The following is a 12,640-nucleotide window of genomic DNA, read 5'->3' on the forward strand; positions in this document are numbered from 1 at the left end:
ACTTGTGACGCTGCACAGCAAAAACGGGTCCTCGGTGTAGTTGATCTTGGTGATGTCACTCTCGGTTGCGGCAACGCTGTGGCTTGGATCACAAGTGTAGGTCCTGGAAATGCAGACGTGTCCGCGCCCGAACGACGACTGTCGCTCGGACGCGGACACGATTTGTGCGGGTGCAACTGCAATCTCGCAGGTCCTGCTCTCGCTGGGGTGGCTGTCTCAGATCACCGGTTCTTTGGTGATTTCGGCCCAGGCGGCGCCGCTGTCGGGGACGCGGGGTTGCTTCCAGACCTCGATGGGGAAGGAGACCATGACCAGTGACTGCATCAGGTGCATGACGGTGCGTGCATCGTCGGGCAGGTCGTCGAGGTCGAACTTGTCGCAGAAGGCGATGGCGTCGTCGAGGCGGGGGAATGCGGCGTTGTAGAACTCCTGCATTTCCGGCATCGTCGAGGCGAGTCGCTTGGCGTAGCGTTCGGGTTCGGTGGCCAGGTCCCAGTCGATGTAGGGCTCGAGGTCGGCGAATTCAGTTGGCAGAGGCATCGCGGTACTCCTTGACGTAGTCTCCGACGGTCTTGTGGAGGTGACGCAGGAGAAGCTCCTGGTCGCAGAGGGGGAATTCGGTCACCGTGCGGGTGCCGATCATCGTTTGGGTGGCTTCGAGGGTGTTGGCGTCCTGGAGGGCGTATTCCTTGAAGGTCACTGCGGCGAGTTCCTGTGCGAGGCGCTCGCGGGCGTTCTTCGGGGGCACGAAGTAGAGGCTGGCCTCGAAGATGTGCTTGTCGACGGCGGTGGGCCAGTAGGTGTAGGTCAGGTACCAGCCCGGCTTCCAGACGAGCAGGGTCATGTTGGGGAAGAACTCGAAGGAGTCCTGGCCCCAGCTGTGGAAGCCGGTGGGGTTCAGTGCGGTGGGCAGTTGGTCGTCGGCGAGGCCGTCGATGTCGGGCTGGTCCCAGGGGCCGAACAGTCCGGAGCGCAGGACGCGTTCGATGGGCTTGACCATGTTGAGGTCCTTGGGCGGTGCCATGCCGCCCCAGGAGGAGATCATCGAGTGCGGGGGCTGCAGGTCGTAGTGCAGGGCTTCGTAGCCGTAGCCGGCGAGTTTGTCTGCTTCGTCCTTGACGGCCTGCTTCATGTGCAGGATCGGTGCGTGGTAGAACTCGGCGAAGGCGTCGATGAACAGCTTCCAGTTGGCGCCGATTTCGGCGCGGTAGCTGTAGACCTCGGTCATTTCACCGAAGGGGTAGCCTTCGAGGCCCTTGGCGAAGGTGCCGAGGTAGTCGACGAGGGGGATGGCGTCGGGGTCGAGGTTGATGTAGATGAACCCTTCCCACGTTTCGCAGCGTACGTCCTTGAGGCCGTAGTCGCCCTTGTCGAGGTCGAAGAATTCGCCTTCTTGCTGGACGAAGGTGAGTTCGCCTTCGAGGCTGTAGCGCCAGGCGTGGTATTTGCAGGTGAATTGCTTGCAGCTGCCCGCGGTTTCCTCGCCGGGGAAGTCGTTCCAGACGAGTTTGTTGCCGCGGTGGCGGCAGACGTTGTGGAAGGCGCGGATCTTGCTGTCGTTGCCTTTGACGATGACCAGGGAGGTGCCGGGTCCGGCGGAGGGGAGTTCTTTGGTGAAGTAGGCGCCGACGCGGGGGAGTTGTTCGACGCGGCCGACGTAGAGCCAGGTGCGCTTGAAGATTGCTTCGCGTTCGGCTTCGAAGAAGGCGGGGTCGATGGAGTCGGTGTAGTCGACCGGGGCGGTGCCGAGTTCTGGGTAGTTCTCGGTCCAGCTTCCTGCGGCCGGTTTGGTGAAGTGTGGCAAGGCTCTACCTTTCGCTTTCGAACTCGATGCCGAATGTGTTGTAGGCCATGGCCAACAGGCCGTAACCGCCTACGGTGAAGATGAAGTCCATCCGCTGCTGTTCGCTGAGTTGTTCCCCGAGCGTGTTCCAGGTCTGCTCGGACAGTGCCGAGTTCTCGACGAGTTCGGCGACCGCTGCGAGGAGTCGGTTCTCGAACTCGTCCACTGCGGTGCCGGCAAGTGCGGCTTCGATCTCCGGGCGGGAAAGCCCGGCCTCGTCCTCGGCCATCTGGATGTGGTGGCTGCGCTCGTAGTCGCAGTCGTGCAACTCCGCTACGCGCAGGATTGTCAGCTCACGCAACCGCGCGGGCAGCGTCGACCGGAACAGCAGGTGAACGCTGAACCCGAGGAACGCCTTGGTCAGATCCGGATGACGGACGAGCGTCGACATTGCAGTGCCGGCCTGCTCCGGATTCCGCATGTGCCGGGGCATCAGCCCCTTCAATGCGGAGTCGACGCGCTCGTCCCATTGGTCTGCGGGCAGTGGGGGCACCAGGGGCATGCCGAACTCCTCTCCTTGAGAATCGCATTCTCGTTTACGGATGCTAGATTCTCATGACTCCGCCGGATAGTCAACAAACGGTGGTGTGACGGCTGAACTTCCTGGTGGCAGACATGTTTCGGCTTGCTTCGCGTGCTGCGTCGCGTGCGGGACCGAATGAGCCGGCAGTCTGCGGATCAGGTGCTCGTCTGTGATGAGCATATTGATTCTCCGCATGCGAGAAGATAGTTTCCTATTGGAGAGAGCACTGTGTGGTCGTCGGGTGACCCGACGCGCGCAGACCGTCTGCCGAAAGAGAGGTTTCCCGTGACTGCAACCCTGCGCCCTGGTGGGCAACTTGCCAGCACCGTCTGCACCACTCGGGTGGTGGTCGTGCGTGCACCCGCGGATGGTGCACAGGAGATCGCCTGCGGTGGAAGCCCGATGATCGCGGCGCCTCCCGGCAAGCCCGAGTCCAAGCCCGCGGGCGATGTGGTCACCCTTCTGGGTAAGCGCTACGTCGACGCCGACGGGTCGATCGAGGTGCTGTGCACGTCACCCGGCACCGGCGAACTGTCGTACGGCGGCGCCCCGATGACCATCAAGGCCGCCAAGGCATTGCCCGCGTCCGATTGATTCGCTCGATTCCGAACTGAAGATAGGCCGGACGTGCTGCCGCAGTTGTGCAGTTCGCGGCCCCGCTACGACGGCAAGAGGTGTCGATTATGGGTGGAATGAGCTTCGCTCTGAGCGAGGATCAGGAACTGATCCGGAAATCCGTTGCCGAGCTGATGAAGAACTTCGACGACCAGTACTGGATGGAGAAGGATCTCGCTCACGAGTTCCCGACGGAGTTCTACAAGGTGCTCGCCGATGGCGGCTGGATGGGCATCACGATGCCCGAGGAGTACGGCGGCCACGGTCTCGGCATCACGGAAGCGACGATCCTCCTCGAAGAGATCGCTCGCTCCGGCGGCGCAATGAATGCCGCGAGCGCGATCCACCTCAACATCTTCGGTATGCAGCCCGTCGTCAAGCACGGCTCGGACGAAATGAAGGCGCGCACGCTGCCCCGCATCGTCAACGGCGATCTGCACGTGTGCTTCGGTGTGACCGAACCGGGCGCAGGCCTCGACACATCTCGGATCACCACGTTCGCGAAACGCGAGGGCGACAGCTATGTCGTCAACGGACGGAAGGTGTGGATCTCCAAGGCCGTCGAATCGGAGAAGATCCTCCTCCTGACCCGCACGCAGCGATACGACGAGGTCGAGAAGAAGACCGACGGCATGACGCTGTTCCTCACCGATCTCGACCGCAGCAAGATCGATATTCGTCCGATCCGGAAAATGGGACGCAACGCGGTCACCTCCAACGAGCTGTTCATCGACAACCTCCGGATCCCCGTCGAAGACCGCATCGGTGAAGAAGGTCAGGGATTCAAGCTGCTGCTCGACGGTCTCAACCCCGAGCGCATGTTGATCGCGTCCGAAGCTCTCGGCATCGGCCGTGTCGCGCTGGACAAGGCCGTGAAATACGGCAAGGAACGAGTTGTGTTCGACCGTCCCATCGGCATGAACCAGGGCATTCAGTTCCCACTCGCAGATGCACTTGCGCATCTCGATGCGGCGGAACTCGTCCTGCGCAAGGCAACCTGGCTCTACGACAACGGCAAGCCGTGTGGTCGTGAAGCGAACACCGCCAAATATCTCTGTGCCGAAGCAGGTTTCGCCGCGGCCGATCGCGCACTGCAGACCCACGGCGGAATGGGCTACTCGGAGGAATACAACGTATCGCGGTACTTCCGTGAGGCGCGCGTGATGCGTATCGCCCCGGTCAGCCAGGAGATGATTCTGAACTACCTGGCCTCCCACACGCTCGGGCTGCCGAGGAGCTACTGATGGATGCCCCGCTCGCAGGGATCACCGTGGTGACCCTCGAACAAGCGGTCTCCGCGCCGATGTGCACCCGAGTCCTCGCCGATTTCGGTGCGCGTGTGATCAAAGTCGAGAACCCGAAGGGCGGCGATTTCGCCCGCGACTACGACGACGTCGTCAATGGAATGGCCGCGCACTTCGTCTGGGCCAACCGCGGCAAGGAATCGATCGCCCTCGACCTGAAGACCGAGGGCGGACTCGAAGCCCTCCACACCTTGCTTGCGCGGGCCGACGCCCTCGTATCGAATCTCGCACCCGGCGCCACTGCGCGGCTGGGGCTGTCCCCAGCGGATCTGGCCGAACGCTATCCGGACCTGATCGCGGTCGAGATCGACGGATACGGTCCCGACGGTCCGCTGTCGCACAAACGCGCCTACGACCTGCTCATCCAGGCCGAGTCGGGGGCCTGCTCCGTCACCGGCTTCCCCGGACAGCCCGCGAAGCCCGGCCCGCCGGTTGCGGACATCAGTACCGGACTGTATTCGGCGTTGTCGATCCTCGCGTTGCTGTGCGGACGGGAACGCAATCGGGGCCGCGGCGGTGGACTGTCGAAGGTGTCGGTGAGTCTGTTCGACACGATGGCAGACATCATGGGCTATCCCCTGACGTACACCCGCTATTCGGGTGTCGAGCAGCAACCGCTCGGCATGAGTTCGCCTGCGGTGGCGCCGTACGGCTCGTATCGCACCGCCGACGATCAGATCGTCGTGCTCGGCACCACCAACGACCGCGAATGGCAGCGTCTGGCACGCGAGATCATCGGGCGCCACGACCTCGCCGACGACGAGCGGTTCTCGACCAACGCGGCGCGGTGCGAGCACCGCGCCGAGCTCGACGAGGCCATTGCCGCGTGGTGCGCGCAGCACCCGCTCGACCACGTACAGAAGATCGCCGACGAGGCGGGTATCGGTAATTCCCGCTACAACACGCCGCGCGACGTCATCGATCACCCACAACTCGCCGCCCGCAATCGCTGGCGGACGGTTGCGAGCCCGAACGGGCCCGTCGAATCGCTTCTGCCGCCCCCGGTGATCGAAGGCTACGAGCCGCCGATGGCGCCGGTACCCGGCTTGGGCGAGCATACGGACACCATCCTCGCGGACTTCGGTCTCCGCCCCGACGAGATCGATCGCCTGCGTGCGCAGGGCGCGATCGGACCGGTGCAGTGATCATCGATGGACGGGGGATGACCGTCACGCGGGGGACGAACGTCGAATACACAAGGACCCAGGAGAATTCGAATGCGTGAAGTGGTCATCGCTGCAGCCGTCCGGACCCCGGTAGGCAAGCGCAACGGTGGGCTGGCCGGGGTGCACCCGGCAGATCTGTCAGCGCTCGTGCTCGAGGCGCTGGTCGAACGAACAGGCCTCGATCCCGAGATCGTCGACGACGTCATCTGGGGTTGTGTGTCGCAGGTGGGCGACCAGTCGAGCAATATCGGCCGGTACTCGGTGCTCGCCGCCGGATGGCCGGAATCCATCCCGGGGACCACGATCAATCGGGCGTGTGGGTCGAGTCAGCAGGCGATCGATTTCGCTGCTCAGGCGGTGATGTCGGGACAGCAGGACGTCGTCGTCGCCGGTGGTGTCGAGGTCATGAGTCGGGTGCCGCTCGGCTCGGCGCGTGCGTCCGGTCAGCCGTACGGCCCCCGAGCGCTCGCCCGCTACGACGGGTTCCCGTTCAACCAGGGAATCTCCGCCGAGAAGATCGCCCAGAAATGGGGATTCTCGCGCACTCGACTCGACGAATACTCGACGACCTCGCACGAGCGGGCCGCCGCGGCGCAGGATCGTGGGGCATTCGAGACGCAGATCGTTCCGGTGATCACCGACGAGGGCACGGTCGGTGCCGACGAAGGAATCCGCCGCGGCACCACGGTCGAGAAGCTCGCCGGCCTGAAGCCCGCGTTCGCCGACGACGGCGTGATCCACGCCGGAAACTCGTCGCAGATTTCCGACAGCGCGGCCGCGCTGTTGGTGACCACCCGCGAGAAGGCGCGTGAGCTGGGCCTGACCCCGCTCGTCCGCTACCGGGCGGGTGCGGTGGCGGGTGCTGATCCGGTGCTCATGCTCACCGGCCCGATCCCGGCCACCGAGAAGGTTCTCGGGAAGGCGGGAATCGGCCTGAAGGAAGTCGGAGTCTTCGAGGTCAACGAAGCATTCGCGTCGGTTCCGCTGGCGTGGCTCGCCGAGACGGGCGCCGATCCGGAGCTGGTCAACCCTCTCGGAGGGGCGATCGCGCTCGGGCATCCGCTCGGTGGCTCGGGTGCCGTTCTGATGACCCGCATGATTCATCACATGCGCGACAACGGAATTCGGTTTGGGCTCCAGACCATGTGTGAAGGCGGCGGGACCGCGAACGCCACAGTCGTCGAACTACTCGATACGTAGGTTCACGCCTAGTGTGATTCAGCGCTGGAAATTCTCCGGCTGAGACCCTTGTCACAAGTGAAGAACCGACCTAATGTGTGTTCAGTAGGTTGGGGACGTGAGGGAGAGGGGCAGCGTGCAAAGGGCGTACGACACGCTTCTCGCCAAGGGTGAGGACCGCAGAGAACTGATTCTCAGCGCAGCTCAGCGGTTGTTGGCGAGGAACGGGTGGCGCAGCACAAGCCTCGCTCAGATCGCACGGGCCGCGGGTATCACTCCCGCGGGCCTGCTGCATCACTTCCAGTCCAAAGACCAATTGCTGCATGCCGTGCTCGACGCACGGGATGCAGACGATGATGCACGTGCTGATCGCTCGGGAGATCCGATCGAGCAGATCAGGGGCCTCTACTTGCGTTTCGAGAAGTCCCCTGACCTGGTCGGGATGTTTGCTGTACTCCTGATCGAGAACCTGGAGCCGGATGCTCCACTGCACGATCGCCTACTCGCTCGACACCGGGCCGCCGTCGACACAATCGAGGCGGGAATCCGACGTGGTCAACATGTCGGTCGGTATCGAATGGATGTGAACCCAGCCGTCAAAGCGGTGGAAATCGTCGCTTTCCTCAACGGAATGGAAACCTCATGGCTGCTCGATCGTTCGCTCCCGTTAGCCGAGATCTTCGAGGACTTCACACAGTCGCTCGAGCAACAGCTCATGCCCATCAGCACAATTTGAGGCACCGCGTCGTCATCGTCGCTCCGCGTGTGGTCGATACTGTGCGCCACGTCGGTGGGTGGCTCTACGACCAGGTCCTCGCAGGATGGGAAGTCACTGTCCTGACGCGAGAGCATCAGGATATCCGTCCCCTCGAGATCCTCGGAGCTCGAGTCGTCGATCTGGACTCGGCCTTGTCGACCGAAAACGGTCTCATTCCCGAGGCATTGGTGGCATCGGCCGAGCTCTACTCCTCCGACGAACGCATCCGAGCCGGGTTGAACAGGCTTCTCGAGCAAGGCACCACGAAATTCAGCATGTGGGGTGATGGGATCCCGGCAGACCTCGCTGCCAGGTTCTCGTCGTCGGAATACTGTATGAGCCGGGCGGCGCAGGTATTCAAGCGGCACGCGCTCGTCGCGGCAGCGGTTCCCGCGCCCGTGATCGCTCCCACCGAATCCTTCCGGACCTCCGGATTCACTGCACCGCAGTCGGGTCACCTCACGTCGGTCTGATGTCGACCGGATCGCACAAGGCACAACAGCGCAAAGACACAGCAGTGCAAAGGCGCAGCAGTGCAAAGACATAACAGTTCGGCAGCCCAGAAATGACCAACGTCCCGGCTCTCGGATGAGCGCCGGGACGTCGTGTTCGGTCGGTCAGGTCTGCTGAAGTTCGATGACGACCTTGCCGATCGCCCGCCCGTCACCGACCAGACGCAGGGCATCGACGACGCCCTCCAGCGAATACACCGCACCGATGTGTGGCACGGCGCGGCCCGAGACGAGGAGCTCGACCAGTTCGTCCTCGCCTCGCCGGTACTCGTCCGGGTCGAGATCCTGGAACTGGAACCCCTGAATGCGAATACCTTTCACCAGAACGAGGTTGAGTGGTATTCGAGGGATGCTTCCGGATGCGTAGCCGACGGTGATGAAGCGCCCGCCGCGGCGCAGCGACCTCAACGCAGGTTCCGACAGGTCGCCGCCGACGGGATCGACCACGACGTCGGCGCCCTCGGGAACAGCATCCTTCAGGAGCGCACGTAGATCACCCGACCGGTGGTCGACGAGATGCTTCGCACCGTACGACGCCGCGACCTCGAGCTTGTCGGACGAGGAGGCCACCGCGACGACCGTTGCGCCGAGAACCGCCCCGAGCTGGACCGCGGCGAGCCCGACACCGCCGCCTGCGCCGAGCACGACGAGGGTTTCACCCGGCTGGAGCCGAGCTACCGACCGGAGCGTGTGATACGCGGTGCGGTGCGCCACACCGAATGCGGCAGCGGTGCGATGGTCGACGCCGTCGGGTATCCGCTTCAGCGACGCGGCCTTTGCCGCGACCTCCTCAGCGAACGCGCCGACGATCCCGGTGCCGCTCACCCGATCGCCGACGGCGAGGCCGCCGACATCGCCGGCGACCTCCTCCACGATCCCGGCGAATTCACTACCGGGTACGAACGGCGTCGGCACGCTGACCTGGTACTTGTCGGCGACGACCAGAACATCAGGAAAATTGACCGCGGCAGCACCGACCCGCACTCGCACCTGACCCGGTTCGAGAGTGGGGGAGGGGCGTTCGTCGATCCGGACGACCTCGGGTTCCCCGTACTCGGAACAAACCGCTGCGCGCATGCCCGTTACCGTCCGTGCCAGACCGGTGCGCGCTTCTCGACGAACGCGGCCGCGCCTTCCTTGGCGTCGTCGCTGGAGAAGACGAGGCTCTGCCAGTGTCCGAGTCGCTCGCCCGCGCGCGTGGGATCCACCTGCGCGAGACGCACGAGTTCCTTGACCGCGGAGAGGCCCAGCGGGGCGTTTGCCGCGATGCGCTCGGCGAATGCCAGCGCGGCCGTCTGCACGTCTTCCGGCTCGACGACCTGGTTGATCAGGCCGAGTTCGTATCCGCGCTGCGCAGTGATCAGGTCACCGGTCAGCGTCAGCTCCATGGCGGCGGCACGCGGGATCCGCGTCCCGAGATTTGTTCCACCTCCTGCGGGGAACAAGCCCCGCTTCACCTCGGGAAGACCGAACTTCGCGGCCGAGGAGGCAACGATGATGTCGGACCCGAGAAGCAGTTCGAGCCCGCCGCCGATCGCGGTGCCGTTGGCGGCGCCGATCACAGGAATGTCGGTCTCGCCCTTGGCCAGCCGCGCGTATGCGGCGCCGGGTCCGGAGTCCAGCCCGATCTTCTCGCCGCTCGAGAACGCTCGTAGATCCATGCCCGAGCAGAAGGCGCGGTCGCCGGTACCGATGAGCACGATCGCCCGGATCTGGGGATCTGCCTCCGCGTTCTCGACGGCTGCGCCGATCCCGTTGATCACGGCGCCGGTCAGTGCATTGCGTGCCTCGGGGCGGTTCAGCCGAAGCAGGAGAACCGCACCGTGTTGTTCTTGTACGAGTCCTTCCACCGGTTCGCTCATCCCTTGTAGTCCGTCGATTCGGCGAGGTCGGCGGCCGACTTCATGAGGTTGGTGATGACCGGACCGTACGACTGCAACTTCACGTCGTCGCCGGCGCGCTGGAAGCCCTGCTCGAGGACGATGGCGAGCTTCCACTTCGCGAGGACGAGGTAGTAGTCGATGTCGTCGACCTGACGACCGGAGACCTCCGAGTAGTGGGCGAGCATCTGCGACCGGTTCGGCATGCCGCTCAGGTCGACGTAGCTGACCGCGCTTTCCCCTGGAGCGTCCATGTCCTCGGGCCAGTTCATGAGCATCCAGCCGAGGTCGAGCTTCGGATCGCCGACGGTGCCCATCTCCCAGTCGACGAGCGCTGCGAGTTTCGCGGGCGCGCCGTTCTGGTACATCACGTTGGCGAACTGGTAGTCGCCGTGCATCAGACCCGGGATGTAGTCGAGCGGACGGTGATTCTGCAGCCACTTGGTGGCGATGTCCATGCCCTCGATCTCGCGGGCCTTGATCCGTTCGAAGAATCGGGTCCAGCGGTCGACCTGGCGATCATGGAAACCTTCCGGCCGTCCGAGACCCTCGAGGCCCTGGGCCTTCCAATCGACCTTCGACAGCAGGCCGATGCCCTCCGCGAGCTGGTAGGCGAGACCGGCACGTGCTTCGGGATCGTTGTCGAACGGAGCGGGCCAGCCGTCGCGATGATCCATGGGAGACCAGCCGTCGACGAATCCCATGAGGTAGAACGCGCGACCGAGCACCGAGGTGTCCTCGCACGCGGCGATCGCGGCGGTGTGGGGCACGTCGGTACCGTCGAGGCCCTCGATGATCCTCCACTCGCGCATGATTCCGTTGTCGCGGTCGGCGGGCGCGGCTTTCGGAGGAATCCGGATGACGCTCGTGAAGTCGTCGCGGACCAGCTTGTAGATCTCGTTCTGCGTGCCGCCGGAGAGGTAGGTGGCTTCGAGCGGAGCTCCCTTACCGGGCAGTCCGCGCTCGTCCATCCACTCGGCGAGTCGTTTCGTGTCGATCACAGGTTCCCCACTTCCAGTTCGAGGTATTCGGCGTACTTTGCACGGGCTTCATCCTGCTTGCGCGGGAGCCACTCCGAGGGCCACAGATCGTCGGTGGCGCTGTAGTCACGCAGGACCTGCTTGGCGACAGTCGTCTTGTGAACCTCGGTCGGACCGTCGGCCAGGCCCATCACGGCCGCGCCGTGGATCATCTTGAAGAACGGCATCTCGTTGGTGACACCGAGCGCTCCGTGCACCTGCATCGCACGCCAGGCGATGTCGTGGAGGACGGTGGGCATCACGATCTTGGCCGTCGCGATGTCCTTGCGGAGCTTCTTGTAGTCGTTGTACTTGTCGATCTTCCACGCGGTGTGCAGCACGAACAGGCGGAACTGCGTCAGCTGCGCGTAGGAGTCGGCGATGTAGCCCTGGACAGTCTGCTTGTCGGCGAGGCGGCTACCGGCGGTCTCGCGGCTCAGTGCACGCTCGCACATCATGTCGAGTGCCTTCTGTGCCAGGCCGATCGTGCGCATCGCGTGGTGGATGCGGCCGCCGCCGAGCCGGGTCTGGGCGACAGCGAACGCCTGCCCTTCGCCGCCGAGGAGAGCTTCGGCGGGGACCCGTACGTTCTCGTAGTGGATGAGCGCGTGGCTTCCGCCGTTCATCGGCTCGCCGTACAGACCGACGTTGCGCACGATGTTGATGCCCGGGGTGTCGGCAGGCACGAGGAACATCGACATGCCCTTGTGTACCGCCACCTCGGTGTCGGTCACGGCCATCACGATCAGGAACGAGGCCGTCTTGGCGTTGGAGGAGAAGTACTTCCAGCCGTTGATGACCCAGTCGTCGCCGTCCTTGACCGCTTGGGTGCGGAACTGCGCGACGTCGGCGCCGCCTTGAGGTTCGGTCATCGAGTACGTCGAGAACAGTTCGCCGTCGAGCAGTGGCTGCAGGTACTTCTTCTTCTGCTCGGGAGTGCCGTAGTGCGCGATGATCTCGGCGTTGCCGGTGTCGGGCGCCTGGCACCCGAAGACGATCGGTGCCCACGACGAGCGACCGAGGATCTCGTTGAGCAGTGCGAGTTTGAGCTGTCCGTAGCCCTGGCCGCCGAGTTCCGGCCCGAGGTGTGTGGCCCACAGGCCCTGTTCACGAACCCGCTGCTTGAGCGGATCGATGGCCTTGCGCCGAAGTCCGTCCAGGGGTACGAACTGCTGGTGCTCCCACACCAGGTCCAGGGGCTCGACCTCGTCGCGCACGAACGCGTCGGCCCAGTCCAGTTTTTCCTGGTATTCGGGGTCGGTTTCGAAGTCCCACGCCATTGCCTGGCTCCTCTCTGATCCAAAGAATATCGATACCATCTTTCCAGAATGCTATTCTTACACGACTGAAGGCAGTTTGGAACAGTCCGCTACGAAAGGCACCGAGTTGAAAGCCGAAGACCTTTTCCATCTGGGCGTGGTAACAGACGATCTGACCACGACGAAGTCCGAGTTCTCGCAGCTCTTCGGGTACGAGTGGGGGCCGGAGGTCGGCGGTGAGGTAGCAGTGACGCTCCCGACGGGCGAGCAGGTGGTCGACCTGTTGTGTGCGTTCTCGATCACCGAGCCGCGAATCGAACTCGTCCGGAGCGCACCGCTGCCGCTGTGGGAGGCGGTCCCCGGAATTCACCATCTCGGCTACTGGTCCGACGACGTCGACGCGGATCGCGACGAGTTCGCCGGCCAGGGTTACAGCACCGAAGCAACCCGCCTGGCACCCGACGGCAGTCTCTTCTTCGCCTTCATGCGCAGCCCGTCCGGGCTGCTTCTCGAGTTCGTCACCCGTGTGGCGGAACCGGGCATGTCGCAGTGCTGGGCAGCACCGCAGTAGAAGCACCGCACC

General features: G+C 64.1%; 14 protein-coding genes. 7 read left to right on the forward strand and 7 right to left on the reverse strand.

Annotated features, from left to right (window positions below):
- Positions 1–216 precede the first annotated feature (216 nt).
- Genes ACFWCF_RS15185 through ACFWCF_RS15195 form a run of 3 tightly spaced genes read right to left on the reverse strand, consistent with a single transcriptional unit; the run spans position 217 to position 2,345 of the window.
- A complete protein-coding gene (locus ACFWCF_RS15185; protein WP_378562724.1) occupies positions 217–540 on the reverse strand; it encodes a hypothetical protein in 324 nt (107 codons plus the stop codon).
- A complete protein-coding gene (locus tag ACFWCF_RS15190) occupies positions 524–1,804 on the reverse strand; it encodes an aromatic ring-hydroxylating dioxygenase subunit alpha (protein WP_378562726.1) in 1,281 nt (426 codons plus the stop codon). Before ACFWCF_RS15190 ends, ACFWCF_RS15185 begins: the two co-directional genes overlap by 17 nt.
- Positions 1,805–1,808: 4 nt before the next feature.
- A complete protein-coding gene (locus ACFWCF_RS15195) occupies positions 1,809–2,345 on the reverse strand; it encodes a carboxymuconolactone decarboxylase family protein (RefSeq protein ID WP_378562729.1) in 537 nt (178 codons plus the stop codon).
- A gap of 306 nt (positions 2,346–2,651) precedes the next feature.
- Between ACFWCF_RS15195 and ACFWCF_RS15200 the strand changes: the two genes are divergently transcribed.
- The 6 genes from ACFWCF_RS15200 to ACFWCF_RS15225 all read left to right on the forward strand — a co-directional run bounded on the left by ACFWCF_RS15200 (position 2,652) and on the right by ACFWCF_RS15225 (position 7,860).
- Positions 2,652–2,960 carry a hypothetical protein gene (locus tag ACFWCF_RS15200; protein WP_378562732.1) on the forward strand — a complete coding sequence of 103 codons (309 nt, stop codon included), beginning with the start codon at positions 2,652–2,654 and terminating at the stop codon, positions 2,958–2,960.
- Positions 2,961–3,058: 98 nt separating this feature from the next.
- A complete protein-coding gene (locus tag ACFWCF_RS15205; protein WP_378488678.1) occupies positions 3,059–4,225 on the forward strand; it encodes an acyl-CoA dehydrogenase family protein in 1,167 nt (388 codons plus the stop codon).
- Complete coding sequence (locus ACFWCF_RS15210; RefSeq protein ID WP_378562735.1) at positions 4,225–5,430, forward strand: CaiB/BaiF CoA transferase family protein; 1,206 nt, start codon at positions 4,225–4,227, stop codon at positions 5,428–5,430. Before ACFWCF_RS15205 ends, ACFWCF_RS15210 begins: the two co-directional genes overlap by 1 nt.
- Before the next feature lie 72 nt (positions 5,431–5,502).
- Positions 5,503–6,651 (forward strand): thiolase family protein, encoded by a 1,149-nt coding sequence (locus ACFWCF_RS15215; protein WP_378562738.1) that lies wholly within the window; start codon positions 5,503–5,505, stop codon positions 6,649–6,651.
- A 115-nt stretch (positions 6,652–6,766) separates the two neighbouring features.
- Positions 6,767–7,366: a TetR/AcrR family transcriptional regulator gene (locus ACFWCF_RS15220; RefSeq protein WP_378488465.1), complete on the forward strand. Its 600-nt coding sequence runs from the start codon at positions 6,767–6,769 to the stop codon at positions 7,364–7,366.
- A gap of 29 nt (positions 7,367–7,395) precedes the next feature.
- Positions 7,396–7,860, forward strand: a complete 465-nt coding sequence (locus tag ACFWCF_RS15225) for a hypothetical protein (protein ID WP_378562741.1) — start codon at positions 7,396–7,398, stop codon at positions 7,858–7,860.
- Positions 7,861–8,004: 144 nt separating this feature from the next.
- Here ACFWCF_RS15225 and ACFWCF_RS15230 read toward each other — a convergent pair whose 3' ends face one another.
- Genes ACFWCF_RS15230 through ACFWCF_RS15245 form a run of 4 tightly spaced genes read right to left on the reverse strand, consistent with a single transcriptional unit; the run spans position 8,005 to position 12,078 of the window.
- On the reverse strand, positions 8,005–8,976 hold the full coding sequence (locus tag ACFWCF_RS15230) for an NADPH:quinone oxidoreductase family protein (RefSeq protein WP_378562744.1): 972 nt from the start codon (positions 8,974–8,976) through the stop codon (positions 8,005–8,007).
- A 5-nt stretch (positions 8,977–8,981) separates the two neighbouring features.
- Positions 8,982–9,761, reverse strand: coding sequence for an enoyl-CoA hydratase-related protein (locus ACFWCF_RS15235; protein ID WP_378562747.1), 780 nt, complete (start codon positions 9,759–9,761; stop codon positions 8,982–8,984).
- Entirely contained in the window at positions 9,758–10,750 is a 993-nt protein-coding gene (locus tag ACFWCF_RS15240; protein ID WP_378563068.1) for a phosphotransferase family protein, read from the reverse strand. Before ACFWCF_RS15240 ends, ACFWCF_RS15235 begins: the two co-directional genes overlap by 4 nt.
- A 26-nt stretch (positions 10,751–10,776) precedes the next feature.
- Positions 10,777–12,078: an acyl-CoA dehydrogenase family protein gene (locus ACFWCF_RS15245; protein WP_378488461.1), complete on the reverse strand. Its 1,302-nt coding sequence runs from the start codon at positions 12,076–12,078 to the stop codon at positions 10,777–10,779.
- Between the two features lie 136 nt (positions 12,079–12,214).
- On the opposite strand from ACFWCF_RS15245, the gene ACFWCF_RS15250 reads away from it, so the two are divergent.
- Positions 12,215–12,628 carry a VOC family protein gene (locus tag ACFWCF_RS15250; protein WP_378562750.1) on the forward strand — a complete coding sequence of 138 codons (414 nt, stop codon included), beginning with the start codon at positions 12,215–12,217 and terminating at the stop codon, positions 12,626–12,628.
- Positions 12,629–12,640 lie beyond the last annotated feature (12 nt).

Origin of the sequence: Rhodococcus sp. NPDC060090, from assembly GCF_042729855.1 — a bacterium.
Taxonomy (GTDB): domain Bacteria; phylum Actinomycetota; class Actinomycetes; order Mycobacteriales; family Mycobacteriaceae; genus Rhodococcus.

Excerpts from the sequence above, each read along its gene's own strand:
- ACFWCF_RS15185 (WP_378562724.1), bottom strand. The coding sequence starts at position 540 with ATGCCTCTGCCAACTGAATTCGCCGACCTCGAGCCCTACATCGACTGG.
- ACFWCF_RS15195 (WP_378562729.1), bottom strand. The coding sequence starts at position 2,345 with ATGCCCCTGGTGCCCCCACTGCCCGCAGACCAATGGGACGAGCGCGTC.
- ACFWCF_RS15205 (WP_378488678.1), top strand. The coding sequence starts at position 3,059 with ATGAGCTTCGCTCTGAGCGAGGATCAGGAACTGATCCGGAAATCCGTT.
- ACFWCF_RS15210 (WP_378562735.1), top strand. The coding sequence starts at position 4,225 with ATGGATGCCCCGCTCGCAGGGATCACCGTGGTGACCCTCGAACAAGCG.
- ACFWCF_RS15215 (WP_378562738.1), top strand. The coding sequence starts at position 5,503 with ATGCGTGAAGTGGTCATCGCTGCAGCCGTCCGGACCCCGGTAGGCAAG.
- ACFWCF_RS15230 (WP_378562744.1), bottom strand. The coding sequence starts at position 8,976 with ATGCGCGCAGCGGTTTGTTCCGAGTACGGGGAACCCGAGGTCGTCCGG.
- ACFWCF_RS15235 (WP_378562747.1), bottom strand. The coding sequence starts at position 9,761 with ATGAGCGAACCGGTGGAAGGACTCGTACAAGAACAACACGGTGCGGTT.
- ACFWCF_RS15240 (WP_378563068.1), bottom strand. The coding sequence starts at position 10,750 with ATGGACGAGCGCGGACTGCCCGGTAAGGGAGCTCCGCTCGAAGCCACC.
- ACFWCF_RS15245 (WP_378488461.1), bottom strand. The coding sequence starts at position 12,078 with ATGGCGTGGGACTTCGAAACCGACCCCGAATACCAGGAAAAACTGGAC.